Origin of the sequence: Streptomyces sp. NPDC047079 (assembly GCF_040643755.1) — a bacterium.
In the GTDB taxonomy this organism is placed as follows: Bacteria; Actinomycetota; Actinomycetes; order Streptomycetales; family Streptomycetaceae; genus Streptomyces.
In genome coordinates, this window is the sequence record NZ_JBEYUZ010000012.1 from 1 (window position 1) to 23,439 (window position 23,439).

The 23,439-nt window shown below is 70.2% G+C and carries 23 protein-coding genes; 14 read left to right on the top strand and 9 right to left on the bottom strand.

Annotation, left to right across the window (positions count from 1 at the left end):
- Nucleotides 1-73: 73 nt before the first annotated feature.
- Both ABZ823_RS17480 and ABZ823_RS17485 read right to left on the bottom strand, forming a co-directional pair.
- Nucleotides 74-712 carry a TnsA-like heteromeric transposase endonuclease subunit gene (locus ABZ823_RS17480; RefSeq protein ID WP_361660364.1) on the bottom strand — a complete coding sequence of 213 codons (639 nt, stop codon included), beginning with the start codon at nucleotides 710-712 and terminating at the stop codon, nucleotides 74-76.
- 188 nt (nucleotides 713-900) lie between these two features.
- On the bottom strand, nucleotides 901-1,593 hold the full coding sequence (locus ABZ823_RS17485; protein WP_361660368.1) for a TetR/AcrR family transcriptional regulator C-terminal domain-containing protein: 693 nt from the start codon (nucleotides 1,591-1,593) through the stop codon (nucleotides 901-903).
- 21 nt (nucleotides 1,594-1,614) lie between these two features.
- Here ABZ823_RS17485 and ABZ823_RS17490 point away from each other — a divergent pair, with 21 nt between their 5' ends.
- The 4 genes from ABZ823_RS17490 to ABZ823_RS17505 all read left to right on the top strand — a co-directional run bounded on the left by ABZ823_RS17490 (nucleotide 1,615) and on the right by ABZ823_RS17505 (nucleotide 4,869).
- A complete protein-coding gene (locus ABZ823_RS17490; protein ID WP_361660371.1) occupies nucleotides 1,615-2,766 on the top strand; it encodes an NAD(P)/FAD-dependent oxidoreductase in 1,152 nt (383 codons plus the stop codon).
- A 366-nt stretch (nucleotides 2,767-3,132) separates the two neighbouring features.
- Nucleotides 3,133-3,636, top strand: a complete 504-nt coding sequence (locus tag ABZ823_RS17495) for a helix-turn-helix transcriptional regulator (RefSeq protein ID WP_361660374.1) — start codon at nucleotides 3,133-3,135, stop codon at nucleotides 3,634-3,636.
- Between the two features lie 102 nt (nucleotides 3,637-3,738).
- On the top strand, nucleotides 3,739-4,383 hold the full coding sequence (locus tag ABZ823_RS17500; RefSeq protein ID WP_361660377.1) for a hypothetical protein: 645 nt from the start codon (nucleotides 3,739-3,741) through the stop codon (nucleotides 4,381-4,383).
- 144 nt (nucleotides 4,384-4,527) lie between these two features.
- Nucleotides 4,528-4,869, top strand: coding sequence for a DUF2516 family protein (locus ABZ823_RS17505; RefSeq protein ID WP_361660795.1), 342 nt, complete (start codon nucleotides 4,528-4,530; stop codon nucleotides 4,867-4,869).
- Between the two features lie 38 nt (nucleotides 4,870-4,907).
- Here ABZ823_RS17505 and ABZ823_RS17510 read toward each other — a convergent pair whose 3' ends face one another.
- The 3 genes from ABZ823_RS17510 to ABZ823_RS17520 all read right to left on the bottom strand — a co-directional run bounded on the left by ABZ823_RS17510 (nucleotide 4,908) and on the right by ABZ823_RS17520 (nucleotide 8,616).
- Nucleotides 4,908-6,215, bottom strand: a complete 1,308-nt coding sequence (locus ABZ823_RS17510) for a fused response regulator/phosphatase (RefSeq protein ID WP_361660380.1) — start codon at nucleotides 6,213-6,215, stop codon at nucleotides 4,908-4,910.
- A 270-nt stretch (nucleotides 6,216-6,485) separates the two neighbouring features.
- Entirely contained in the window at nucleotides 6,486-7,571 is a 1,086-nt protein-coding gene (locus ABZ823_RS17515) for an NlpC/P60 family protein (protein WP_361660383.1), read from the bottom strand.
- 226 nt (nucleotides 7,572-7,797) lie between these two features.
- Nucleotides 7,798-8,616: a class I SAM-dependent methyltransferase gene (locus ABZ823_RS17520; RefSeq protein WP_361660386.1), complete on the bottom strand. Its 819-nt coding sequence runs from the start codon at nucleotides 8,614-8,616 to the stop codon at nucleotides 7,798-7,800.
- A gap of 242 nt (nucleotides 8,617-8,858) precedes the next feature.
- On the opposite strand from ABZ823_RS17520, the gene mshA reads away from it, so the two are divergent.
- The 3 genes from mshA to ABZ823_RS17535 all read left to right on the top strand — a co-directional run bounded on the left by mshA (nucleotide 8,859) and on the right by ABZ823_RS17535 (nucleotide 12,548).
- Nucleotides 8,859-10,199, top strand: a complete 1,341-nt coding sequence (gene mshA, locus ABZ823_RS17525; protein WP_361660389.1) for a D-inositol-3-phosphate glycosyltransferase — start codon at nucleotides 8,859-8,861, stop codon at nucleotides 10,197-10,199.
- A 23-nt stretch (nucleotides 10,200-10,222) separates the two neighbouring features.
- Nucleotides 10,223-10,723, top strand: a complete 501-nt coding sequence (locus tag ABZ823_RS17530; protein WP_361660392.1) for a YbjN domain-containing protein — start codon at nucleotides 10,223-10,225, stop codon at nucleotides 10,721-10,723.
- Nucleotides 10,724-10,874: 151 nt separating this feature from the next.
- Complete coding sequence (locus tag ABZ823_RS17535; protein ID WP_361660798.1) at nucleotides 10,875-12,548, top strand: glycosyl hydrolase family 28-related protein; 1,674 nt, start codon at nucleotides 10,875-10,877, stop codon at nucleotides 12,546-12,548.
- Between the two features lie 123 nt (nucleotides 12,549-12,671).
- Here ABZ823_RS17535 and ABZ823_RS17540 read toward each other — a convergent pair whose 3' ends face one another.
- On the bottom strand, nucleotides 12,672-13,925 hold the full coding sequence (locus ABZ823_RS17540) for an MFS transporter (protein ID WP_361660394.1): 1,254 nt from the start codon (nucleotides 13,923-13,925) through the stop codon (nucleotides 12,672-12,674).
- A 175-nt stretch (nucleotides 13,926-14,100) separates the two neighbouring features.
- Here ABZ823_RS17540 and ABZ823_RS17545 point away from each other — a divergent pair, with 175 nt between their 5' ends.
- The 4 genes from ABZ823_RS17545 to ABZ823_RS17560 all read left to right on the top strand — a co-directional run bounded on the left by ABZ823_RS17545 (nucleotide 14,101) and on the right by ABZ823_RS17560 (nucleotide 17,838).
- Nucleotides 14,101-14,862, top strand: a complete 762-nt coding sequence (locus ABZ823_RS17545) for a phosphoglyceromutase (protein WP_361660397.1) — start codon at nucleotides 14,101-14,103, stop codon at nucleotides 14,860-14,862.
- An 815-nt stretch (nucleotides 14,863-15,677) separates the two neighbouring features.
- A complete protein-coding gene (locus ABZ823_RS17550) occupies nucleotides 15,678-16,505 on the top strand; it encodes a hypothetical protein (protein ID WP_361660400.1) in 828 nt (275 codons plus the stop codon).
- A gap of 115 nt (nucleotides 16,506-16,620) precedes the next feature.
- Nucleotides 16,621-17,364, top strand: a complete 744-nt coding sequence (locus ABZ823_RS17555) for an SDR family oxidoreductase (protein WP_361660402.1) — start codon at nucleotides 16,621-16,623, stop codon at nucleotides 17,362-17,364.
- 27 nt (nucleotides 17,365-17,391) lie between these two features.
- Nucleotides 17,392-17,838, top strand: coding sequence for a cupin domain-containing protein (locus tag ABZ823_RS17560; RefSeq protein ID WP_361660405.1), 447 nt, complete (start codon nucleotides 17,392-17,394; stop codon nucleotides 17,836-17,838).
- A 206-nt stretch (nucleotides 17,839-18,044) separates the two neighbouring features.
- Here the strand turns inward: ABZ823_RS17560 and ABZ823_RS17565 are convergent, their stop codons facing one another.
- Both ABZ823_RS17565 and phoU read right to left on the bottom strand, forming a co-directional pair.
- The gene (locus ABZ823_RS17565; protein WP_361660408.1) at nucleotides 18,045-18,197 is read right to left on the bottom strand and encodes a hypothetical protein; all 153 of its coding nucleotides are present in this window, start codon (nucleotides 18,195-18,197) and stop codon (nucleotides 18,045-18,047) included.
- Nucleotides 18,198-18,347: 150 nt separating this feature from the next.
- Nucleotides 18,348-19,037 (bottom strand): phosphate signaling complex protein PhoU, encoded by a 690-nt coding sequence (gene phoU, locus ABZ823_RS17570; RefSeq protein WP_361660411.1) that lies wholly within the window; start codon nucleotides 19,035-19,037, stop codon nucleotides 18,348-18,350.
- A gap of 243 nt (nucleotides 19,038-19,280) precedes the next feature.
- Between phoU and ABZ823_RS17575 the strand changes: the two genes are divergently transcribed.
- Both ABZ823_RS17575 and ABZ823_RS17580 read left to right on the top strand, forming a co-directional pair.
- Nucleotides 19,281-20,549 carry an ATP-binding protein gene (locus tag ABZ823_RS17575; RefSeq protein ID WP_361660413.1) on the top strand — a complete coding sequence of 423 codons (1,269 nt, stop codon included), beginning with the start codon at nucleotides 19,281-19,283 and terminating at the stop codon, nucleotides 20,547-20,549.
- Nucleotides 20,546-21,226, top strand: a complete 681-nt coding sequence (locus ABZ823_RS17580) for a response regulator transcription factor (RefSeq protein ID WP_043441515.1) — start codon at nucleotides 20,546-20,548, stop codon at nucleotides 21,224-21,226. The genes ABZ823_RS17575 and ABZ823_RS17580 overlap by 4 nt, the downstream gene beginning before the upstream one ends.
- A gap of 196 nt (nucleotides 21,227-21,422) precedes the next feature.
- On the opposite strand, the gene ABZ823_RS17585 is transcribed toward ABZ823_RS17580, so the two are convergent.
- A complete protein-coding gene (locus ABZ823_RS17585) occupies nucleotides 21,423-22,091 on the bottom strand; it encodes a DUF461 domain-containing protein (protein WP_361660417.1) in 669 nt (222 codons plus the stop codon).
- Between the two features lie 688 nt (nucleotides 22,092-22,779).
- On the opposite strand from ABZ823_RS17585, the gene ABZ823_RS17590 reads away from it, so the two are divergent.
- Nucleotides 22,780-23,262: a CarD family transcriptional regulator gene (locus ABZ823_RS17590; RefSeq protein ID WP_003953493.1), complete on the top strand. Its 483-nt coding sequence runs from the start codon at nucleotides 22,780-22,782 to the stop codon at nucleotides 23,260-23,262.
- Nucleotides 23,263-23,439: the final 177 nt, after the last annotated feature.

Sequence of the window (23,439 nt, forward strand, 5' to 3'; positions counted from 1 at the left end):
CGCCCGTCGAGTACGAAGCCAACTACTACACGGAACTCACGAAACCCCAGGTCACAACCACAATCTGAGATCTCTACCGAACCCGGGGCGGTTCAGTCACCAGCGGCGACGGCATCGAGAACAGGGCGAGCGACCGGGTGGCGAGCCCCTCATCGGCCCCGTGCCGTGGATGCCGGTATCCCGCCAGCCAGCGGACGTTCACCATCCGCACCGGATCCACCTCGCCGACGACGCGGTATCCCCACCCCGCCGCCTCACAAGCCGCCCGTGTCGCCGCGAACTTGGCCGCCGACCGTGCGTCGATCCGGTCCAGGGGCCGACAGTCCACCACCAGCCCTCGCCCGTCCTTGAACCGAGCGAAGTAGTCCGGAGCGTGCGAGACCCGCTTGCCCCGCTCGTCCTCCCAGAACAGCCACAACGGCTGCGACAGCAGCCCCATCACCTGTGGCGTGAAGTCGAGCAGCATCGCGTGATCCCGCTCCAGCCAGGACTCGAATCCCACGTGCCCACCGGTCGTCGACGACCAATACAACCCAGGGAAATGCCGCTGCCCGCGATATGACGGGAAGTCGCGGACCGGCCGCCCGGCCTCGAACGGCACCGAGACCGCATCCGCCAACGGCAGCCGATATTCACCCTGGTCGTCTCGCCAGCCGACCTCGAAGCCGTCTACTTGTGACGGCTTCGTCCCCTCCAGCACACCCAGCCCCATGTATGCCACTTTGCAGACCGGCAGGGACCGGGCAGCTCGACTGGGACCAAACCCCTCGTCCAGGTGATTACCTAGTCCGGCGCGATCCCCCGCCACTGGGCAGTGTTATGAAGTGGTGGCGGCGCAAGTCCCGCACGGCCCGTGGACACCGAACCCCGACCTCGCTCACATTCGGCAGGAGTTGAGCGTCACGTCGACGGCCGGGTGAGTTTCGCGGCCACGGCGTCGAGGACCCAGTCCAAGCCGGTCGCGAAGGATGTCTCGGCGTCCACATCCGTGCCGTCGTACACGGCCTTGGCCAGCGCCGGGAAGCGGCCCGTGGCCAGCATTCTTGTCACATGCGGGCCGTGGGCGCGCTGCCAGTCGTGTTTGGACAGGCCCGTGGCGCGCTCGGCCCGTAGGTTCGTGATCTCGCGCCTGATCGCGCCGGTGAAGTAGGCGCTGACCGTCTCCACGGCTCGCATGACGGTATCGATGTCGGTGAGGCCGTCGAGGGCGGCCAGCGTGGCCTCGGTCACGGCGAGGCCGTTCGGACCCAGGGCCGGGCGGCGGCCGAGCAGGTCGGCCAGCCATTCGTGACGGAGAGTTGCCTGCCTGGTGCGGTGGGCGAGGATGCGCAGCGCCTCCCGCCAGTCACTGGGCTGCTCCTCGGGGAGAATCTCGGCGTAGACCTCGTCCACCATGAGGTCGAACAGCTCCTCCTTGGTGGAGATGTATCCGTACAGCCGCATCGGCCCGGCGTTCAGTCGGCCGGCGACCTTGCGCAACGACACCGCCTCCAGCCCGCCCTCGTCGGCCAGCGCGATGGCGGCGGCGACAATCCGCTCCCGGTCGAGCGGCACGGGGCGAGTCGGCGGCTCCGGCCGGTCCCACACAGTCATGGGCACCACCGTACCGTTGCGATGCATCGTACTGAATCAATACAGTGTATCGACATGAGACATCGCATCGCAGTGGTCGGGAGCGGTCCTGCCGGCCTCACCTTCGCCCGCGTCCTGCACCGCCACGGCCACCCCGTCACCGTCCTCGAACGCGATTCCACCCCCGACGCCCGCCCCCCGGGCGGCACGCTGGACCTGCACGAAGGGATGGGCCAGCTCGCACTGGACAAGGCGGGGCTGTTGGCGGAGTTCCAGGCGCTGTCCCGTCCCGAAGGGCAGGCCATGCGCATCCTGGACACGGACGGGACCGTCTTGCGCGACTGGCGGCCCCGTCCAGACGACCGAGCCAATCCCGAGATCGACCGCGGGCAACTCCGTGACCTGCTGCTCGGCCTTCTCGACGTCCAGTGGGGCCGGGGCGTGACGCAGGTGGTGCCGGGGACCCAGGATGGCGTACTGGTCCATTTCGCGGACGGGAGACAGGAGGCATTCGACCTCGTGGTCGGCGCGGACGGAGCATGGTCCCGGGTCCGCCCGGCAGTCTCGTCGGTGACGCCGCACTACACCGGCGTCACGTCGATCGAGACCTCCCTCGACGACGTCGACACCTGCCACCCTGACCTTGCCCGGTTGATCGGCGACGGTTCCGTGGTTGTGTACGGCGTGAACCGAAGCCTCGTCGCCCAGCGCAACAGCGGCGGCCACGTGAAGGTGTACACCAAATTCCGCGCGCCGCTGGACTGGCACACGAACCTGGACCTGACCGACGTTGAGGCCGTGCGATCGAGTCTGCTGGCTCTGTTCGACGGCTGGGCCGCTCCCGTCCTCGACCTCCTTCGCCACGGCACCGCTTTCGTCTCCCGCCCCTTCTACGTCCTGCCCGTGTCCCACACCTGGACCCATGTCCCCGGGGTGACGCTCCTGGGTGACGCCGCCCATCTGATGCCCCCGCTGGGGGTCGGCGCGAACCTCGCGATGCTGGACGGCGCCGAACTCGCCGAGTCCATCGCCACCGGCCCTGAAGATCTGGACAAGGCCGTCCGCGCCTTCGAGGGGCAGATGTGGGCACGGGCCGGCAAGTGGGCGAAGATCACGACGGCCGGTCTGGAACGCCTCGTGAGCCCGGACCCCGCCGAAGCCCTGGCCCTCTTCGACGAAGTCCAGCCATCCTGACTGCCAAGCGCGAGAGCACCAGCATCAGTAACTCGCCGTGGCTTCACGAGACAGCACGGCACCGCCGCAGTCCCTTCCGACAAAACCACCGTTAGGCGAACGCGCGGTCGCCTGTACCGAACGCAGCCTTCGGCCCGTTACCCGCCAGAACCCGGTCCGATCCTCCTCGCGGGCCGGTAGGGCAGCTCGCTGCGCAGATCGTCCGGGACCCGTTCACTTCACTCTGCAGACTCGGCGGGAAACCGCAGATAGACAGGGAACGGACAACAGTTAGCGTGACGAGTCACACGTGGCGGGCCGCGGCGCGGCGCACTTTTGCAAGCGGTGTGCTTGCAATTGTTAGCACTCGTGGGGCACAGTGGAGTCATGGCATCGCTGAACGTCGGCAACCTCGGTGAGTATCTGCGCGAACAGCGGCGCAACGCGCAGCTGTCGCTCAGGCAGCTCGCCGACGCCGCCGGGGTGTCCAATCCGTATCTGAGCCAGATCGAGCGCGGGCTGCGCAAGCCGAGCGCGGAGGTGTTGCAGCAGGTCGCCAAGGCGCTGCGGATCTCCGCCGAGACGCTGTACGTGCGGGCCGGCATCCTCGACGCCGAGCGGGACCGGGAGGAGAGCCGACAGCAAGGCTCGACGCGTGCCGTCATCCTCGCCGATCCCACGCTCAACGAGCGGCAGAAGCAGGTGCTGCTCCAGATCTACGAGTCCTTCCGCAAGGAGAACGGCTTCGAGATCGCCCGGGCGGGCACGGCGGACGAGAACGGCCGGGTGGCCCAAGAGGCTCCGGACACGGACGACGCCCACAGCACCGACACCCCCGGCCCCCGCACGGCCGACGGCAGCGATGCCGGTCCGCGGCGCAACGCCGGTTGACCGGGCCGCCCCGGGATGACCGGGACGACCACTACGACCGGAAGACGAGCGGCGGACCGCCCAAAACCCTCAGTCGAAAGCCGAACCGGGAGGACCGTTCCCATGGCCATCACCGACGATCTGCGTAAGACCCTCAGCGACCCGACCCCGCTCTACTTCGCCGCCGGCACCGCCGACCTGGCCCTCCAGCAGGCCAAGAAGGTCCCCGGCCTGGTCGAGCAGCTGCGTACCGAGGCCCCGGCCCGCATCGAGGCGGTACGCAACACCGACCCGAAGGCGGTCCAGGAGAAGGCCGCGGCCCGTGCCAAGGAGGCCGGGGCCCGGGTGAAGGTGACGCAGGAGACCATCCAGTCGAGGGTCGGCGAGTTCCTCAACTCGCTCGACTCGGACCTCAAGAAGTTCGGCACCACCCTGGACGCCGACCTGAAGAAGCTCGGCGAGACCGCCCAGGACCTCGCCCTGCGCGGTGTCGGCGTCGCCGCCGAGTACGCGGTCAAGGCCCGTGAGACCTACGAGAAGGTCGCCGAGCACGGCGAGCAGGCCGTGAAGACCTGGCGTGGCGAGGCAGCCGAGGAGATCGAGGAACTCGCCGTCGCCGTGGAGGGCAAGCCGGAGTCCGTCGAGGTCAAGGACGAGCAGAAGCCGGGCGAGGCCAAGGCCGCGCCGGCCGAGAACAAGTCCGCGGCGAAGAAGGCGGCGCCGGTCCGCAAGCCGGTGGCGAAGAAGACCCCGCCGCCGGCCAAGTGAGCACTGTCAGACCCGCCCCGCGGGGGGCGGGCCACCGGTGACGGGCCGGGCACTTCGCTGGTGCCCGGCCCGTTGTACGGATACACGGCGCCGGGACACGGGTACGGTGGCCGTACAGAGGACTCGACCCGGGTGGTGGGCATTGTGCTGATGACGGCATTCGGCGGCTTCTTGTCGCTGCTCTATCTGGCCATGCTGGTGCTCGCCGTAGTGGCACTGGCGATGGCCGCGCTGTACCGCGACGACGCGTATCGCGCCGCCGACAAGCAGAACAAGGGCTTCTGGCTGATCATCCTCGGTATCGCGGTCGCCGTGAACCTGCTGGTGCCGATGCTCTTCCTCCAGCTCGCCGGCCTCGTCGCCACCATTGTGTTCTTCGTGGACGTCCGGCCCGCGCTCAAGCAGGTCTCGGGCGGCGGCTGGGGCCGTCGCCGCCGAGGCAGCAGCAGCGACGGCCCCTACGGCCCGTACAACGGCGGACGGTAGCCCGGCCGCACTCCCGGTGCGGCGGGGACTCCCAGCGGCTACGGCAGGGGCAGCGGTGTGCGGTCGAGCAGGACGACCGCGACGTCGTCCGTGAGTTCCCCGCCGTTGAGGTCGCGGACCTCGCTGACCGTCGCGCGCAGCAGCGCCTCACCGGTCAGTCCCTCGGCCAGCCGGCGACGGACGAGTTCCACCATGCCGTCCTGGCCGAGGCGCTCCCCGTCCTCGCCGATGCGCCCCTCGATGAGACCGTCCGTGTAGAGCATCAGACTCCAGGCGGGTCCCAGCTCGACCTGCATCCGCGGCCAGCGGGCGTGCGGCAGCAGACCGAGCGCCGGGCCGTTGTTGTCGTACGGCAGCAGCTCGGCGGGCCTGTTCGGACGCGCGATCAGCGGGGACGGGTGACCGGCCAGGCACAGCCCGGCGCGGCGGCCGTCCGGAGCGATGTCCACCGTGCACAGCGTCGCGAAGATCTCGTCGTTGTCCCGCTCGTGCTCCAGGACCTGCTGGAGCGTGGACAGCAGCTCGTCGCCACACAGGCCCGCCAGCGTCAGCGCGCGCCAGGCGATGCGCAGCTCCACCCCGAGCGCGGCCTCGTCCGGGCCGTGCCCGCAGACGTCGCCGATCATCGCGTGCACCGTGCCGTCCGGTGTGCGCACCGTGTCGTAGAAGTCACCGCCGAGCAGCGCACGCGAGCGGCCGGGGCGGTAGCGGGCCGCGAAGCGCAACGAGGAGCCGTCCAGCAGCGGGGTGGGCAGCAGACCTCGTTCCAGACGGGCGTTCTCCTGCGCCCGCAGCCTGGACTCGGTCAGCCGCCGCTCGGCCGTGTCGGAGCGCTTCCGCTCGACCGCGTAGCGTATCGCCCGGCTCAGCAGCCGACCGTCGAGCTCGTCGCGGAACAGGTAGTCCTGGGCGCCGACGCGCACGGCCTCGGCGCCGCGCTCGGCGTCGCCGGACGCGGTGAGGGCGAGAACGGCATGGCGGGGCGCGAGCCGGAGGACGTGCCGCAGCACGGCCAGCTCGTCGTCCTCCTCGGCGGCACGGCCGGGAGCGGGCAGGGCAAGGTCGAGCAGGATGCAGTGGACGTCGTCGGTGAGCAGCCGCTCGGCCTCGGTGAGGTTCCGGGCGGTGCGCAGCCGGATGGGGCGGCCCGCCGCGTCGAGCATCTCGGGCACGATCGGTGCGCCGGTCGGATCGTCCTCGATCACCAGCAGGGTGAGCGTGTCGGCCGGGGTCTTGATACGGGAGGCCGGCCCCGGAGCGGCCTGGATCCCGGACAGGGGCCCGGCTTGAGCCTGACCACTCTCCACGGCCGGGATCATTCTCTGCCGCGGTACGGGTACGGGCATCGTGTTGGGTTCCTTCCCTCCCCCCGAGGGCACGGGCGGGGCGAGGGACCTCGACCCACCGACCGGGACCATAGCGGTAGCCGAGGCCGCAATGGAATGCCCGACGGCGCGGTGTCGGGTAACGGGCCAGCGTCATATGCCGCATCCCCTACCGCAGTTGGACACGGGTGGGGGCGCAGGGGATGACGAAAGTCACGTCGGGGGCGGGTTTGAGCCGGAGATGGCGTGCGCGGCGTCACGTGGGGCCCGTCACGTGGGATGCGGGGCCCCTCAGCTCGCGTCCGGGCGCACCACTCCCAGGATCGGCATCGAGCCCGCGCCCGCGATCGTCACCGTGCGTCCCGGACGCGGGGCGTGGACGATCACGCCGTCGCCGACGTACATCGCCACATGGCTGGCGTCCCGGAAGTAGATGATCAGATCGCCGGGGCGCATGTCCTTGATGTCGACGTGCCGCAGCCGCTTCCACTGCTCCTGGGAGGTGCGCGGAATGGTGGTTCCGGCCGCCGCCCAGGCCTGGGACGTCAGTCCCGAGCAGTCGTAGGACTTCGGGCCCTCGGCGCCCCATACATACGGTTTGCCGATCTGGTCGGTCGCGAACCGCACGGCCTTCAGGCCGTCCGTGGAGGCCTTGGTGCCGATGTCCTTGAGTATGCCGGTGTCCAGCCAGGCCGTCTGCGCCCGTTTCGCGGCCTGTTCCTCCAGCTTCCGCAGTCGCTCCCGCTCCTGCTTCCTCAGCCGGGACTGGAGCTCCTCGGCGGCGGCGATCTCCTTCTCGATCCTCTTCTTGGCCTCGGCCCTGGCCTTGCGGTTGGCGTCGAGTCTCTTCCACTGGTCGGCGGCGTCGCGCGCGTACTGCTTCAAGTCGTCCTGGGTGCGCGTCATCTCGGCGAGCAGTCCCTTGGCCGCGTGTTCGCCCTGGCGGACGGTGCCCGCGTCGTCGAGGAACTCCTGCGGGTCGCGGCTCAGCCAGAGCCTGACCTCCGGCGGCAGCCCTCCGCCGCGGTACTGGGCCCGCGCCGCGGCGCCCGCCCGGTCCTTCAACTCGGCCAGCTTCTCCTGGCCCCGGACGATCTCCCGGGCCAGCTCGACGATCCGCGCCGACTGCTCCTTGGTCTGCTCCGCGGCCGCGTTGTACGCGTCCGTGGCGACCGCGGCGTCGTGGTACAGCTCGTCCAGCTTCCTGCGGACCGCTTCCAGGTCCTTGTCGGCCGCCGGAGTCGACCGGCGGGGCGGAGTGGGTGCCGGGGCCGGCCGGCTCACGCTCGCATAGGCGGCTCCCGGCGCGCCCAGCACGGTGACCGCGCAGACCAGTGCGATGGCCGCCGTGGTCAGGGTCCGCTTCCCGGATCCCATACTTCGCCCCCAAAACTGGTTTCCCGTCGGTAACTTGCGACGTCTGGGGATCGTGCCACGTCGGCGGGCAAAGCGACAGAGGCGGCACTTATCCGCACAAAAAACTCCCCCGCCTGCCGCACCTGGTACGACGATCTCCCTGCCCTGCCCGTCGCCCTCCCACGCAATCTCCCGCGCATGTGACGAAGAAGGCAGGAAGATCGTTCCCCGCAGGTCGGGCGGGGTTTCACGCGCGAGGCGCCAAGGCTCCCCAGGCGACCGTGACTTCGCCCTGGCGCCAGCGCGCCGGGCCGTCGGTCACCGGCCAGTCCGCCGTCAGCCGGCGGACGCTGCGTATCCAGCGCTGGCGGGCGCCGTAGGACGCGTAGGGCGCCGCGGCGGCCCAGGCGCGGTCGAAGTCGCGCAGGAAGGCGTGCACGGGCTCGCCCGGGACATTGCGGTGGATCAGCGCCTTCGGCAGCCGCTCGGCCAGGTCGGAGGGGCGCTCCAGCGAGCCGAGCCGGGTGGCGAAGGTGACCGTGCGCGGCCCCTCCGGGCCCAGGGCGACCCACACATGACGGCGGCCGATCTCGTCGCACGTGCCTTCCACGAGCAGTCCGCCGCGGGAGCCGGTCGCCGGGTCGGCGGGGGAGAGGCGGGCGCACAGCCGCTCCCAGACGGCGGCGACCTCCCCCTCCTCGTACTGCCGCAGGACGTTGGCGGCGCGGATGAGGCAGGGGCGACCGGGCACCGGCACCTCGAAGCCGCCGTGCCGGAAGACCAGCCCCTCGCGGGCGTACGGCCGCGCGGCGGCGACCCGGGCGGGCTCGATCTCCACCCCGACCACTCGGGTGCGCGGTGCGGTGGTGCGCAGCCTGTGCAGCAGTTCGACCGCGGTCCAAGGGGCGGCCCCGTACCCGAGGTCGACGGCCACCGGGTCTGCCGTGCGGCGCAGCTCGGCGCCGTGGACCATGGCGATCCAGCGGTCCATCCGGCGCAGCCGGTTCGGATTGGTGGTCCCGCGCGTCACCGTACCCACGGGGCGGGACGCGGCGCGGGTTGACATGCGTACGAGAGTAAGCGGCCGGACGGGGGCGCGGGCCGGCCTGTGGACAACGGCGCCTCCGGCCCCCGCGGCAGGCCGTGGAGCGCGGCGCAGCCCACCGGCTGTCGAACGGTTGACCGGAAACTGGTAATGATTCGGTAAAGCCGCTCGCAGGGGAAATGGAGTGCCCCGCCCTGGCGTTCGCACGGTTGTGAGGGAGTGCCGGGCCCTCGCGGCAGGCCCGCAGCAAGGAGGAACGCCACGTGAGCCAGTACGTCAGCAGGCTCGGGCGTCGCACCGCGGCGGCCTCCCCGCGCCTTCGGCTGCCGCATCGCAGGCCCCGTCGCGTTGCCATGCTCTCCGTGCACACCTCACCGCTCCACCAGCCCGGCACGGGTGACGCCGGAGGCATGAACGTCTACATCGTGGAGCTGGCCCAGCGTCTGGCCGCCATCAACATCGAGGTCGAGATCTTCACCCGGGCCACCACGGCCGCCCTCCCGCCGGCCGTCGAGCTCGCCCCCGGCGTCCTCGTCCGGCACGTGGACGCCGGACCCTACGAAGGGCTCGCCAAGGAAGACCTGCCCGCCCAGCTGTGCGCCTTCACCCATGGCGTGATGCAGGCCTGGGCCGGCCACCGCCCCGGCTACTACGACCTCGTGCATTCCCACTACTGGCTCTCCGGCCACGTCGGCTGGCTGGCCGCCCAGCGCTGGGGGGCTCCGCTGGTCCACGCCATGCACACCATGGCCAAGGTCAAGAACGCCTCCCTGGCCGAGGGAGACACCCCCGAACCCGCCGCCCGTGTGATCGGCGAGACCCAGATCGTGGCCGCCGCGGACCGGCTCATCGCCAATACCGCCGAGGAGGCCGCCGAACTCGTACGGCACTACGCGGCCGACCCCGGCAAGGTCGCGGTCGTCCACCCGGGGGTCAATCTGGAGCGGTTCCGGCCCGCCGACGGCCGCGCCGCGGCCCGCGCCCGGCTCGGACTTCCGCAGGACGCGCTGATCCCCCTCTTCGCGGGCCGCATACAGCCCCTCAAGGCGCCCGACGTGCTGCTGCGAGCCGTCGCCGTCCTCCTCGACGACCGCCCCGAGCTGCGCTCCCGCATCGTCGTGCCGATCGTGGGCGGCCCCAGCGGCAGCGGTCTCGCCAAGCCCGAGGGGCTTCAGAAGCTCGCCGCCCGGCTCGGCATCGCCGATGTCGTGCGCTTCCGGCCGCCCGTCGGGCAGGACCAGCTCGCCGACTGGTTCCGAGCGGCCTCCGTCCTGGTCATGCCGTCGTACAGCGAGTCCTTCGGGCTCGTCGCCATCGAGGCGCAGGCGGCCGGTACGCCGGTGCTGGCGGCCTCGGTGGGCGGGCTGCCCGTCGCCGTCCGGGACGGGGTGACCGGATTCCTGGTCCAGGGACACGACCCCGCCGCCTACGCGCGCGTACTGCGCGACTTCGCCGACGACCCGTGGCTGTGCGCCCGTATGGGCGGGGCCGCGGCGCGGCACGCCGAGTCGTTCGGCTGGGACACGGCGGCCTCGGCGACGGCCGGTGTGTACACGGAGGCCGTGGGGGCGCACCGGCGCCGGGTGCGCGCGCACCACGGCTGACGCCCGTCGCGTACGCTGCCCGCATGGCTGAGGAACAGCGCGCTGCACAGGTCATCGAAGGGGTCCTCAAGGACGCCGAACTGGAGTGGGAGAGCCCGCAGTCCGGCTCGTACGTCGTGAAGCTCCCCGGGACGCGCAAGCTGTCGACGACCGTCTCGCTGATCGTCGGCAAGCACTCCCTGTCCCTCAACGCCTTCGTGATCCGCCACCCCGACGAGAACGAGTCCGCGGTCCACCGCTGGCTGCTGGAGCGCAACCTCAAGCTGTACGGCGTGAGTTACGCCGTCGACCCGCTCGGCGACATCTATCTGACGGGCAGGCTGCCGCTGGCCGCGGTCACCCCCGAAGAGGTGGACCGGCTGCTCGGCTCGGTCCTGGAAGCGGCGGACGGCAGTTTCAACACCCTTCTGGAGCTGGGCTTCGCCTCCGCGATCCGCAAGGAGTACGCCTGGCGGGTGGCGCGCGGCGAGTCGACGCGCAATCTGGACGCGTTCAGCCATCTGACTCAACGCTCCGAGAGCTGACCCTTCGGGCCGTACCAACCAATCCCCGCACGACCCTTTCTCGGTCAGGGGACCCCGTGGCATGCTCACTGCCGACGCCGATCTGAACGTCGTTCACATCCATGGAAGTCTTCTCCTGAAGGTTCTGGGAGTCCCGGAAGGCGGTTCGGACATGGGCATGGGGCACGCGGACATCAGCAGACGAGGCCTGCTCGGCAGCGCCATCGCCGTGGCGGCCGTCGCCGTGACCGGAACACCGGCGACGGCCGCCGCACCAAACGGCCCGAAGGGGGAAGTCCCCGCGCTGTGGCGCGAGTTCGTCCGCGCCCCCTTCACCCACCCGCAGATCCCGTATGTCGGCCGGGCCGGCTACCGCCGCGGGGCGGCGCGCTTCCCCCGCCGCCCCGTGGTGGCCGACGTGACCGCGTACGGAGCCGTGGCGGACGGCACGACCGACTGCGCCCCCGCGATCAACCGTGCCATCGCCGCCGCCGGCAGGGCCGGCGGCGGCACGGTCCTCGTCCCGCCCGGAACGTTCCGCATCGACGGCCTCATCCGCATCGGATACGACAACGTCGTCCTGCGGGGCGCGGGCAGCGGCCGTACGACGCTGTACGCGACGAAGAACCTCACAGAGCTGATCGGCGTCTACGGCTCCAGGTACGGCGGTGACAAGTCCTCCTGGTCCTGGGCCGGAGGTCTCATCTGGCTGGCGCCGACGGCGCGTTGGGACTCCCTGGTCGCGGCCGTACAGGCCAGGGCGTGGCCCTTCGAGGGCTGGACGGGCAACAAGCGCGACGAGTGGGAGGCGCTGACCGCGGTGTCCCCCGCGAAGCAGGGCTCCTGGACGGTGACGGTCGCCGACGCGCGCCGGCTGAGGCCGGGGCAGCTCGTCCTGCTCCGGCTCGTGGACGACCCCGGCCACACCCTGCTGGAACACATGTCCGGTGGCGGCCCGGGCCCCGAGGCATACGTCTGGGACGACAAGACCAAGCTCACGTCGTACGTTCCCTACGAGTGGCCCGTGCGCATCGCGCATGTGGCGGGCCGGAAGGTCACCTTCGAGCGGCCCCTGCCGCTGGATGTGCGGCCGGAGTGGGACCCGCGTCTGACGACGCACGTACGGGAGCTGACCGGCGCCGGTGTGGAGGGACTGACGCTTCAGGCGGTCGAGACCCCCCAGTCCCCGCACCTGCTCGACAAGGGCTACAACGGGGTCGTGTTCCAGTGCGCGTACGACTGCTGGGCGGACGATGTCGTCGTACGGCACGTGGACAACGGCTTCGGCCTGGTCGCCGCCTCCGCCTGCACCCTGCGCCGCACGCGCGTGGCGGGCCGGGGCTCGCACCACCCGTACTTCTGCCGGGAGGGTTCGCACGACAACCTGATCGAGGACTTCGCCATCGAGCAGCGCACGGTCCCGGCCCCGCCGAACACCCAGCTGCACGGCATCAACGTGGAGGGCCTGTCCTCGTACAACGTCTGGTCGCGCGGCGACATGCGGATGGGCACCTTCGACTCGCACCGCGGGCTGCCGTTCGCGAACGTCCGTACGGACATCACGATCGACAACAACGGCCGCCATGGCGGGGACGCCTCCGCCGGACCCCTCTTCGGCGCCCGCTTCACCCACTGGAACATTCGCGTCACCAACGGCCGCGCCGGCCTGATGAAGATCGACGGGCTGGCCCCCTGGTCGGCGACCGTCGGCCTGAACGAGGTCAGCGAGTTCGACCAGATCGACGTCCCCGACTTCACGGGCGACCTGCACTCCCGGCTGGAGCTGTACGGCACGACGGACGCGGTCAGGCCGCGGAATCTGTACGAGGCGCAGCGGGAGCTGTAGCCCGTCACCTCTCCGCCGGGCAGAAGCGGCCGATCGGCAGGGCGAGCCGGTGGTCCTGCTGCTCGCGGCGCAGCCGGCCGCTGCGCATCAGCGTGAGCAGGCCGTCCGGCTCCGGTCGAGCCCTCAGGCCGCGCCGACCTCCGCGCCGGCCGTCTCCGTCCTCGTCCCCGCCGTCGTCTCCTGCGCCGGAAGGCGCTGCATCAGCGCCCCGTACCCGGCCGCGGCGCCCGTGCCGACCAGCGCGCACAGGGCCCACAGCCACTGTGCGCCGAGCCGGTCGATGACGACACCGGACATCAGCGGGGCGACCAGAGCGGCCACGGACCACGACATGGTGTACATGCCCTGGTAGCGGCCGCGTCCGCGCACGGGGGAGAGACGCACGACGAGGCCCGTCTGGGTGGGCGCGTTGACGATCTCCGCGAGCGTCCACACGCACACCGTCAGCGCGAAGACCCCGACCGACCCCGCGAAGGCGGTGAGCCCGAACCCGTATCCCGCGAGCAGGGACGAGACCACCAGCAACGAGCGCGGGTCGCGGTGCTCGATGAACCGGGTGACCGGGATCTGGAGCGCCACGATCAGCACGCCGTTGACGGCGATCGCAAGGCCGTAGTCCGCGGGCGTGAACCCGGCCCGGCCCATCGCCACCGGCAGCCCCACCGATCCCTGCTGGAAGACCAGTGAGACGAGGAACGACAGGCCGACCACGCTCATGAAACGGCCGTCGCGCAGCACGGTCCCCAGCCGCACGTCGTCCCCCGCCTCCTCGGAAAGCGGCGCCGGCCTCGACTCGGGCAGCTTCAGGAAGACGACGACCGCGCAGATCATCGTCATCCCCGCCTCGATCAGGAACCCGGCGAGATAGCTGAACTCGGCGATGAGCCCCGCGGCCATGGAGGAGACGGCGAAGCCGAGGTTGATCGCCCAGTAGTTGAGGGAGAAGGCGCGCAGCCGGTCCTCGGGGCGGACGATGTCGGCCATCATCGCCTGCACGGCCGGGCGGGAGGCGTTGGAGGCCATACCGACGACGAAGGCGACGGCGGCGATGGCGACCGGATCGTGCATGAAGCCGAGCAGTGCGACGGATACGGCCGTGGAGCACTGGGCGACGAGCAGGGTCGGCCGTCGCCCGAGCCGGTCGGCCATCACCCCCGCGCCGAGGGAGGAGACCACTCCGCCGAGTCCGTGCAGCGATGCCACAAGGCCGGCGTAGGAGGCGGAGTAGCCGCGGTCCAGGGTGAGGTAGAGCGCCATGAAGGTGGCGACGAAGGCCCCGAGCCGGTTGACGAGCGTGCTGGTCCACAGCCACCAGAACTCCCGGGGAAGCCCGGAGACCGTCTCCCGGGCGGCGCGTCTGAGAGTGGCGAGTGACATGCGTGATCCCCCACGGATGTAAGTGGCTCGAGCAGTAAGCACAACTTACGAGGGCGGGGATCGGGGCGGCCACCGAATTAACGGAAGCCGTCAACTGTCGTACGGACAAGGAGCCGCCCGTCCACCCCCCGGGCGGCCACGCGAGGGGGCGAATGCGTGGATTACGCTCTGAGGCATGGCCGACGCACCGTACAAGCTGATCCTCCTCCGCCATGGCGAGAGCGAGTGGAACGCGAAGAACCTGTTCACCGGCTGGGTGGACGTCAACCTCAACGACAAGGGCGAGAAGGAGGCGGTCCGCGGCGGTGAGCTGCTGAAGGACGCCGGCCTGCTCCCCGACGTGGTCCACACCTCCGTCCAGAAGCGTGCGATCCGCACCGCCCAGCTCGCACTGGAGGCGGCCGACCGGCACTGGATCCCGGTTCACCGCTCCTGGCGTCTGAACGAGCGCCACTACGGCGCCCTCCAGGGCAAGAACAAGGCGCAGACACTGGAGGAGTTCGGCGAGGAGCAGTTCATGCTGTGGCGTCGCTCCTACGACGTCCCGCCGCCGCCGCTCGAGGACGACTCGGAGTTCTCCCAGGCGCATGACCCGCGCTACGCGGTGCTCCCGCCGGAGCTGCGCCCGAGGACGGAGTGCCTGAAGGACGTCGTCTTCCGCATGCTGCCGTACTGGTACGACGGCATCGTCCCGGACCTGCTGACCGGCCGCACGGTCCTGGTCGCGGCCCACGGCAACAGCCTGCGGGCCCTGGTCAAGCACCTCGACGGCATCTCGGACGCCGACATCGCGGGCCTGAACATCCCGACGGGCATCCCGCTCTTCTACGAACTCGACGCCGACTTCAAGCCCGTCACCCCGGGCGGCCGGTACCTCGACCCGGAGGCGGCCGCGGCGGCGATCGAGGCGGTCAAGAACCAGGGCAAGAAGAAGTAGCCTTTGTGATCATGCCCCCTGCCTGCGCTTATGGCGCGGGTCGGGGGCATTTTCACGGCCTGGGCCCACTGCGGGCCCTCAGCGCCCCGGGTCCTGCGGCCGGAGCGCCTGACCGGCAGCTTCCGGGCCGCGGTCCCGGCTGCTCGGCATGAGGTGCGCGTACGCCTTCATGTTCCGTCGGTGGGGAGCACACTCGATGCGCTGTGAGCCCGGTTCGCCAGGCGGCTGACGGCGAGGTGCACCCGCCTACGGATCTGCGGGTAGGGCGCGCGACACCACAGCCGCACGGATTGGCCGAGCACGGGCAGGCGCCGTTGGCTGCGGTGCCCATTGACCACCGGGGTTCTCTCGGGGTTGCCCAGAGGATCGGGCAGCCGACTGGTTTCATCGACCTGCTGAAACGGGATCGCGTCCCGGAGGCGGTGTTGAGGTCTGAGGGTTTCCCGCGGACCAGGGATGGCGTGCGAGGAGGAGGAGGACGTGCCCGGCTCCTCGGTCGAGCCCGACTGGTCCGCGTAGTCCGAATAGGCGCGTTTGCTGGACTATTCGGAGGGCAGGTCGATCGCCCCCGATGTTGCGCTGCCCGGCCGGGGCAGCACATGTGCGGTCATGGGGTGCTCACGCCGCGCGAGAGAACGACGCGTGGACGTACCCCTTTTCCGGACATGTGTTGAAAGGCCAGGAGAAGCCAGATGCTTGACGAAGTAGGCAGGATCCTGCGGCGCCGCTGGGTGCGTCCGGCGACCGCAGCGGTAGCGGCAGGGGCAGCCAGCCTGACCGGAGTGGTCCCAGCCGCGGCTACCCAGGGGACTGTGGTGAGCTGCGAAGCCAACCCCAACGCCCTGCAGCCCGCCATCACCACCGCTTCACCGGGGGACACCCTGCTGGTGAGTGGGACCTGCACCGGCCCCTTCACCATCGGCAAGGACCTGACCCTGAGCGGCGTCAGTGGGGCGGTGCTCGACGGCAAACAGGCAGGCTCCACCGTCACGGTCGGCAGCGGAGCCCAGGTTCACCTGGACCACTTGACCCTCACTCATGGCCGCGCTGCGTCCTTCGGCGGCGGCGTCAACAACCAGGGCACGCTGACGTTGAGCCGTTCCACGGTGACAGACAACAGGGCGCCGTCAGGCCCGGGTGGCGGCGTCCACAACCAAGGCACGCTGACGGTGATCGGCTCCACGGTGAGGGACAACTACTCACTGGGTGCCGGCGGCGGCATCAACAACAACGGGCGCCTCACGGTGCGCGACTCCAGCGTGTTCGGCAACTCCGGAGACAATGGCGGAGGCATCTTCAACTACCTCGCCGGCCAAACCGTTACGGTGATCCACTCGGCGGTGCACCACAACACCGCGAGAGTCCGTGATGGCGGCGGCATCGGCAACAACCTGGGCGAGGTGACGGTCTCCGGCTCCGCGGTGTACGGCAACACCGCCCCCTCCGGTGGCGGCATCTGGAACGGAGGCACGCTGAAGGTGACCCGCTCCAAAGTCGTGGGCAATGCCGCGACGGGCGGCCCCGGCAGTGGCGGCGGCATCCACAGAGCCGGCGGCACGGTGACCCTCACCCAGTCCGTGGTTCGTGGCAACACCCCGGAGAACTGTGCTCCGCTCGGAAGTGTCCAGGGCTGCACAGGCTGAACACCGCCTTGCAGCCCTGGAGACACCGTCACCCACCCGCTTCGTCCAAAAGGGGTACTCCACCGACCCGCACCCGCCGCGTGCGTCGAGCGCTGTGCCGTCGCAGTCTGGGCGTATGGCGACAAACACGAAGTTCGCAGTTCTGGGCGGTACCGGATTGATCGGGTCGCAGGTCGTGAAGAAGCTGAACGCGGCCGGACACCGGGCTGCGCCGCACTCCATGTCCACGGGCGTCGACGTGATCACCGGCCGGGGCCTGGCCGAGGCGGTCGACGGCGCCGATGTCGTCGTCAACCTGACGAATTCCCCGACCTTCGACGACGCCTCCCCGGAGTTCTTCCGGACCTCGATGGACAACATCCTGGCCGCCGGCCACGAGGGCGGGGTCGGGCACATGGTCATCCTCTCGATCGTCGGCGCGGACCAGGTGCCCGACCTCGACTACTACCGGGCCAAGGTCCTCCAGGAAGACATCCTCAAGGCCGGGCCGATCCCCTACTCGATCGTCCGCGCCACCCAGTTCATGGAGTTCATGGACGCGGTCCTGTCCTGGACCACCGAGGGTGACATCGTCCGTCTGCCCACCACCCCGCTACAGCTGATCGCCGCCCAGGACGTCTCCGACACCGTCGCCGAAGTCGCCGCCGGCGCCCCTCTGAACGGCACCCTCGACGTCGCGGGTCCCGACGTCCTCCCCCTGGACGACCTCGGCCGGATCACCCTGGACGCCCACCCCGATGGCCGCACGGTCGTCACCGACGACACCGCCGGCATGTTCGCCGCTGTCCCCGGCGATGCCCTCGTCGCCAAGGGTGACGCCCGTATCGCCCCCACCCACTACAGCGACTGGCTCTCCTGAATCCCCCGGCCCTGGAGGTCTCTCACCATGGCGAACCATGAGTCCGCGGCAGGCAGCGCTGAGAGCCGGCCGCGGTCGGAAGCATGGAAGACGGCGCTCACCGTGTTGCAGTCGGTCGAGCCGCCGTTCGTTCCGCCGGGGGCTGAGGCCATGACGGTTCTCGTGCAGTTCCCTCCCGGCGACCCCGGCACCCCTCCGCACCGGCACTCGGGACCTGCCTTCGGCTACATGCTGGAAGGGGAGATGCTCTTCGAGCTGGAAGGCGAGCCGGAGCGGGTGATCAAGACCGGGGAGACCTTCTGGGAGCCGGGCGGCGATGTCATCCACTACCAGGACGGGAACAACCGGACGGACTCCTGGAGCCGTTTCCTCGTCACCATGATGTGTGAGCCGGGTCAGCCCATGCTCACGCTGGTCGACGACGAAGAGCTGGCCCGGCGCCGGCACCTGCGGGCTCCCCGCCCGGGCACCTGACCGCCGCCGTCTCTTCCCGGCGGCCGGCCCGGACGACCCGGCCGGCCTCTTGGGGCGCGGTCGGCCGACCCTCATCGGGGGTTGAGGTCCCTGCGGGACAGCAGCGGGCGGAGAAAGGTCGGTTTCACACGTACGCGAGGGGTCCCGCATGGGAGCGGAACCCCTCGGCGTCCGATTCTTCGGTTGTGGCAAGCGTCCCTACGCGGTCAGCCGCACTGGCAGGGGGCGCCCGACTGGCACCCGCACCCGCAGCCGGAGCCGCAGCCGCACGCGCCGAACAGGGGGAGGCTCTTGATGTCGACGGGCTGCTGGGTCTCGCGCTCCTGCGTGGGGTCGGGCGTGCTGGGGGCCTCGGCCATGGGTCCCTCCTCGGGTCAGACGAGACAGTGCCTGTGCCCATTTCATGCCCACTCCGGCAGGCGCATCAACGGCGCACGGAGGTTCGACCACACCCGGGCCGGGCTCCTTCGAGCCCGGCCGGGCTTCCGTCCCGGTCGGCCGCCCGGTGGTCAGGCGCCTTCCACGCCCGTCACCGGCTGGATGTCCGGCTGGAGATCGTCGGCGTGCTCACCCGTCACCAGGTACACCACACGCTTCGCCACCGCCACCGCGTGGTCGGCGTAGCGCTCGTAGTAACGGCCCAGCAGCGTGACGTCCACGGCCGTCTCGATGCCGTGCTTCCAGCGGTCGTCGATCAGGTGCTGGAAGAGCGCGCGGTGCAGGAGGTCCATCTCGTCGTCGTCCTGCTCCAGCTGCATCGCCAGGTCGATGTCCTTGGTGACGATGACCTCCGCGGCCTTCGCCATCAGGCGCTGCGCCAGCTGGCCCATCTCCAGGATCGTCGCGTGCAGGTCCTGCGGGACGGCGCGCTCCGGGAAGCGCAGCCGGGCCAGCTTCGCGACGTGCTGGGCGAGGTCACCCGAGCGCTCGAGGTCGGCGCTCATCCGCAGCGACGTGACGACGATGCGCAGATCCGTCGCCACCGGCTGCTGGCGGGCGAGGAGAGCTATGGCGCGCGCCTCCAGGTCGTGCTGGAGTTCGTCTATCTTCTTGTCGCCCTCGATCACGGTTTCCGCCAGCTTGAGGTCGGCGTCGAGGATCGCCGTCGTGGCGCGCCCGATCGCCGATCCGACGAGCCGGGCCATCTCGACCAGGCCCTCGCCGATGGAGTCCAGTTCCTCGTGGTACGCGTCCCGCATCAGGGTGTCCCTCTCTTGCGTCTGTTTCGGGGGGCCGGGGGCCGGGGCCCGTCGTCACCATGGCGAACACGGCGGACACGGCCTCTTTCGGTCCCCACGCTCCCACGTTCCGGTCCGTACGCGACCGTTTCCGGCATCCCAAATGAATCGATACTGGCTCCAAGGTGAACTCTGGGCGACGAGTGGTCGAGGTCGCACTCCGATGGCTGTGGGTAAGTCTCGGGACATGCCTAACCTGGGTGCATGGACGTGAACGCGGCGGTCGCCGCAGCGGCAGCGATCGCCGGAGTGCTCACCGGTGTCATCGCCATGCTGGCGTTCCGCTGGAGCGAGCGCGACCAGAAGCGTCCGACCCGCACTTCCCTGCACACCGACCCCGTGCTTCCGCCGGGCGTGGACACGGTGCTGTCCGTGCTGCGGTCCTCGGCCGTCGTGCTCGACGAGTCCGACGCCGTCGTCAAGGCCAGCTCCGCCGCCTATGCCCTCGGCCTCGTACGCGGTGGCAAACTCGCCGTCGAGCCGATGCTCCAGATGGCGCGGGACACCCGACGGGACGGCGAGATACGCCAGGTCGAGCTGGACCTGCCGCGCCGCGGCACCGGGCGCGGAGAGGCCCTCGCCGTCTCCGCGCGTGTGGCGCCGCTCGGCTCCCGGCTGGTGCTGCTGCTCGTCGAGGACCTCACCGAGGCCCGGCGTATAGAGGCGGTGCGCCGCGACTTCGTGGCGAACGTCAGCCATGAGCTCAAGACACCGGTGGGCGCCCTGTCGCTGCTTTCCGAGGCCGTGATGGACGCCTCCGACGACCCCGAGGCCGTCGAGCGCTTCGCGGGCCGGATGCAGATCGAGGCCACCCGGCTGACCAACCTGGTCCAGGAGCTCATCGACCTGTCGCGGGTGCAGAACGACGATCCCCTCGAGGACGCCGAGCCCGTGCGCGTCGACGAACTCGTCGCCGAGGCCATCGACCGCTGCCGCCACCAGGCCGGCACCAAGCAGATCACCATGGCCGCCGGAGGCACCGCCGACCTGCATGTGTGGGGCAACCGGGGCCAGCTCGCCGCCGCCCTCGGCAACCTCGTCGAGAACGCCGTCAACTACTCGCCCGCCCGTACCCGCGTCGGCATCGCCGCCCGCAGGGTGTCCGGGTCCGGCGGGGAAATGATCGAACTGGCCGTGACCGACCAGGGCATCGGCATCTCCGACAAGGACAAGGAGCGCATCTTCGAGCGCTTCTACCGCGTCGACCCGGCCCGCTCCCGTGCAACGGGCGGCACGGGCCTGGGGCTCGCGATCGTCAAGCATGTGGCCGCCTCGCACGGCGGGGAGGTCACGGTGTGGAGCTCGGAGGGACAGGGCTCCACGTTCACCCTGCGGCTGCCGGAGGCGGGTGCGGCCCGCGACCGAGCGACCGATCATCCGTCCGACCTCGATGAAGAGGTCGGCCGGCCCGACGGGTCGACCACCGTCTCATCCCCGTACGAACCGCTTCCCGCCCCGGAGGTCCTTCCGTGACCCGAGTGCTCGTCGTCGAGGACGAGGAGTCCTTCAGCGACGCCCTGTCCTACATGCTCCGTAAGGAGGGCTTCGAGGTCGCCATCGCGACCACCGGGCCCGATGGTCTCGACGAGTTCGAGCGCAACGGCGCCGATCTCGTCCTGCTCGACCTGATGCTGCCCGGTCTGCCGGGCACGGAGGTCTGCCGCCAGCTGCGCGGCCGCTCCAACGTCCCGGTGATCATGGTGACCGCCAAGGACAGCGAGATCGACAAGGTGGTCGGTCTGGAAATAGGGGCCGACGACTACGTCACCAAGCCCTTCTCCTCGCGCGAGCTGGTCGCCCGCATCCGGGCCGTCCTGCGCCGCCGCGGCGAGCCGGAGGAGGTGGCGCCGGCCGCGCTGGAGGCCGGGCCGGTGCGCATGGACGTCGACCGCCACGTGGTCACGGTCTCCGGCTCGAAGGTCGACCTGCCGCTGAAGGAGTTCGACCTCCTGGAGATGCTGCTGCGCAACGCGGGCCGCGTGCTGACCCGTATGCAGCTCATCGACCGCGTCTGGGGCGCCGACTACGTGGGCGACACCAAGACCCTGGACGTCCACGTCAAGCGGCTGCGCGCCAAGATCGAGCCGGACCCGGGCGCCCCGCGCTACCTGGTCACGGTCCGTGGCCTCGGCTACAAGTTCGAGCCGTAAGCCGGCGAACGGCCCTCACGCGCGCGTACCGGCCCGGAGGGCGCCCACGCGCGCGTAGTGCAAGGGGTGCACCGGTCGTGGACCGCGTGACCGCGTAAACGGCGTGGACGCACGACCGCCTGACCGGGCGACTGCACGCATGACGAAGGGCGGTTCCCCCTGGCAGGGGGAACCGCCCTTCGTCATGTACGGGATGTCAGTGGCCGGCGGAGCCGGACGCGGTCGCCGTCGCGCTCGACGACGCATCTGCGCCGGGCGTGGCGGACGAGCCCGCCGCGGGCGAGCCCGACGCCGACTTCGAGGGCGTGGCGCTCGCGCCGCGCGTGGGCGAGGCGGGGGCGCTCGGCGAGGGGATGTTGCTCGGTCCCCACTTGCTGAAGTAGCTCTCGGCCGGCACCACGAACGCCCGCAGGCTCACGTCGCCGGTCTTGCTGAAGCTGAACGTGACCTTCTGCGCATTGCCGTTCTGGACGGCGGCGCCCGGGTTGTCCAGGACGGCGGAGGCGTGGTCCTTGCCGCCGATGACGAGGGAGCCACCGGCCGGGACGGTCACCTTGCCCTTGCCCTTGGCGGGCGTGAGGGTGGCGGTGCCGTCGCCCTCCACGCTGATCGAGTCCAGCGTCTGGTCGGTCCTGCCCGCGTTGAAGACGGTCGCCGAGACGACCGCGGGGCCGGTGGCCTTCGGGTCGGGCTGGGTGATGACGAGAGCGTTCTGGATCTTGATGTCGCCGACGCTGGTCGCGGCGTTGTCCGGCCTGATCTCGAGCGTCTGGCTGTTGTTGCCGGCGCCGCATGCGGCGAGCGAGGCGATCGAGAACGCGATGGCGGCGGCGGCGAGGGCGCCGCGTCGAAGGCTGCTGCTCACGGCGGCGGCAACTCCTTGTACGTGGGCGGAGCAGGGCGACCCCCTGATAAAGCCGCCCTAAGTGTCTGTCAGCGGCCATAGGTTACCGAGCCGCTCCCCGGCCGCCGCACCCGACCCTCCCCAATCCCCGACTGGGTTCGGAAACGTCGGTTCGGAGCCGGTCCCGGGGGATACGGCCCGGGTCCCGGGAGGGCGCCCTCCGGGGGTTGGCACGGCCACGGTGACCTCACCGTTCCCACCGGCCTCATCAGCCCCTTTGACCACTACCTGGTCCGCCATTCACATAACCGCCCGGGTTCCGCTCGCGGATTTTCGGTAAGGAATGGGCGGCGGTACGAAAATCGATCACGAGGACAACATCCGGGGATCGGCACCCGCCTTGATCAATTCCGGATTCGGCGCGTACGCGACGACAGACACCGAACGGAGTAGCCGAACTCGAACGCTTGGAGCCGGACAAATAGGGAAGATCGGGCGTTGGTCGGAGCCCTTCGACGCGTGTAACGTACGGGTTTCTCTGCGCCCGCAGAGCCGCTCCGACCTGCGAATACCCTCTTCCGCTCCCCCCTCGAAGCACGTTCCTGTCGCGGTTGTCAAGCCCCGAGATATGCCCTGACCTGCGAAAACGCCATTCAGAAGACGCGGTTTCCGTGTTACCCTGGATAGCCACGGAAGGGGTACCTGTCACATGACGTTCAAGGTTGGCGACACCGTGGTCTATCCCCATCACGGGGCCGCGCTGATCGAGGCCATCGAAACTCGCCAGATCAAAGGCGTGGACAAGACCTACTTGGTGCTGAAGGTCGCCCAGGGCGACCTGACGGTGCGTGTGCCAGCGGACAATGCGGAGTTCGTCGGCGTGCGTGATGTGGTCGGTCAGGACGGGCTGGACCGGGTCTTCGAGGTGCTGCGCGCGCCGTACGCCGAGGAGCCCACGAACTGGTCGCGTCGCTACAAGGCAAATCTGGAGAAGCTCGCCTCCGGCGATGTCATCAAGGTCGCGGAAGTCGTCCGTGACCTGTGGCGTCGCGAGCGCGAGCGCGGACTGTCCGCCGGTGAGAAGCGGATGCTCGCCAAGGCCCGGCAGATCCTGGTGAGCGAGCTGGCCCTCGCGGAGAACACGAACGAGGACAAGGCCGAGGCGCTGCTCGACGAGGTCCTCGCGTCCTGACGCCCTTCCGCTCCGCCCGCTTCCCTCGAGGAGTGCCCGCCCGACTCCCTCAGGTACGCGGCGGACGGACCAGTGCACTGCACCCATGTACATGCCGCGGTGCCCGATGACGCAACAGCGTCGCCGGGCGCTGCGGCATGTTCGTGCCCGGAGGCAAGGGCCGTACATCGTGCCCGC

Coding starts and splice junctions, on each gene's coding strand:
- ABZ823_RS17590 (WP_003953493.1), top strand. CDS start 22,780: ATGACGTTCAAGGTTGGCGACACCGTGGTCTATCCCCATCACGGGGCC.
- ABZ823_RS17520 (WP_361660386.1), bottom strand. CDS start 8,616: ATGTCAACCCGCGCCGCGTCCCGCCCCGTGGGTACGGTGACGCGCGGG.
- ABZ823_RS17555 (WP_361660402.1), top strand. CDS start 16,621: ATGGCGACAAACACGAAGTTCGCAGTTCTGGGCGGTACCGGATTGATC.
- ABZ823_RS17530 (WP_361660392.1), top strand. CDS start 10,223: ATGGCTGAGGAACAGCGCGCTGCACAGGTCATCGAAGGGGTCCTCAAG.
- ABZ823_RS17540 (WP_361660394.1), bottom strand. CDS start 13,925: ATGTCACTCGCCACTCTCAGACGCGCCGCCCGGGAGACGGTCTCCGGG.
- ABZ823_RS17535 (WP_361660798.1), top strand. CDS start 10,875: ATGGGCATGGGGCACGCGGACATCAGCAGACGAGGCCTGCTCGGCAGC.
- phoU (WP_361660411.1), bottom strand. CDS start 19,037: ATGCGGGACGCGTACCACGAGGAACTGGACTCCATCGGCGAGGGCCTG.
- ABZ823_RS17545 (WP_361660397.1), top strand. CDS start 14,101: ATGGCCGACGCACCGTACAAGCTGATCCTCCTCCGCCATGGCGAGAGC.
- ABZ823_RS17560 (WP_361660405.1), top strand. CDS start 17,392: ATGGCGAACCATGAGTCCGCGGCAGGCAGCGCTGAGAGCCGGCCGCGG.
- ABZ823_RS17480 (WP_361660364.1), bottom strand. CDS start 712: ATGGGGCTGGGTGTGCTGGAGGGGACGAAGCCGTCACAAGTAGACGGC.
- ABZ823_RS17510 (WP_361660380.1), bottom strand. CDS start 6,215: ATGCCCGTACCCGTACCGCGGCAGAGAATGATCCCGGCCGTGGAGAGT.
- ABZ823_RS17485 (WP_361660368.1), bottom strand. CDS start 1,593: ATGACTGTGTGGGACCGGCCGGAGCCGCCGACTCGCCCCGTGCCGCTC.
- ABZ823_RS17565 (WP_361660408.1), bottom strand. CDS start 18,197: ATGGCCGAGGCCCCCAGCACGCCCGACCCCACGCAGGAGCGCGAGACC.
- ABZ823_RS17515 (WP_361660383.1), bottom strand. CDS start 7,571: ATGGGATCCGGGAAGCGGACCCTGACCACGGCGGCCATCGCACTGGTC.
- ABZ823_RS17490 (WP_361660371.1), top strand. CDS start 1,615: ATGCATCGTACTGAATCAATACAGTGTATCGACATGAGACATCGCATC.
- ABZ823_RS17575 (WP_361660413.1), top strand. CDS start 19,281: ATGGACGTGAACGCGGCGGTCGCCGCAGCGGCAGCGATCGCCGGAGTG.
- ABZ823_RS17495 (WP_361660374.1), top strand. CDS start 3,133: ATGGCATCGCTGAACGTCGGCAACCTCGGTGAGTATCTGCGCGAACAG.
- ABZ823_RS17500 (WP_361660377.1), top strand. CDS start 3,739: ATGGCCATCACCGACGATCTGCGTAAGACCCTCAGCGACCCGACCCCG.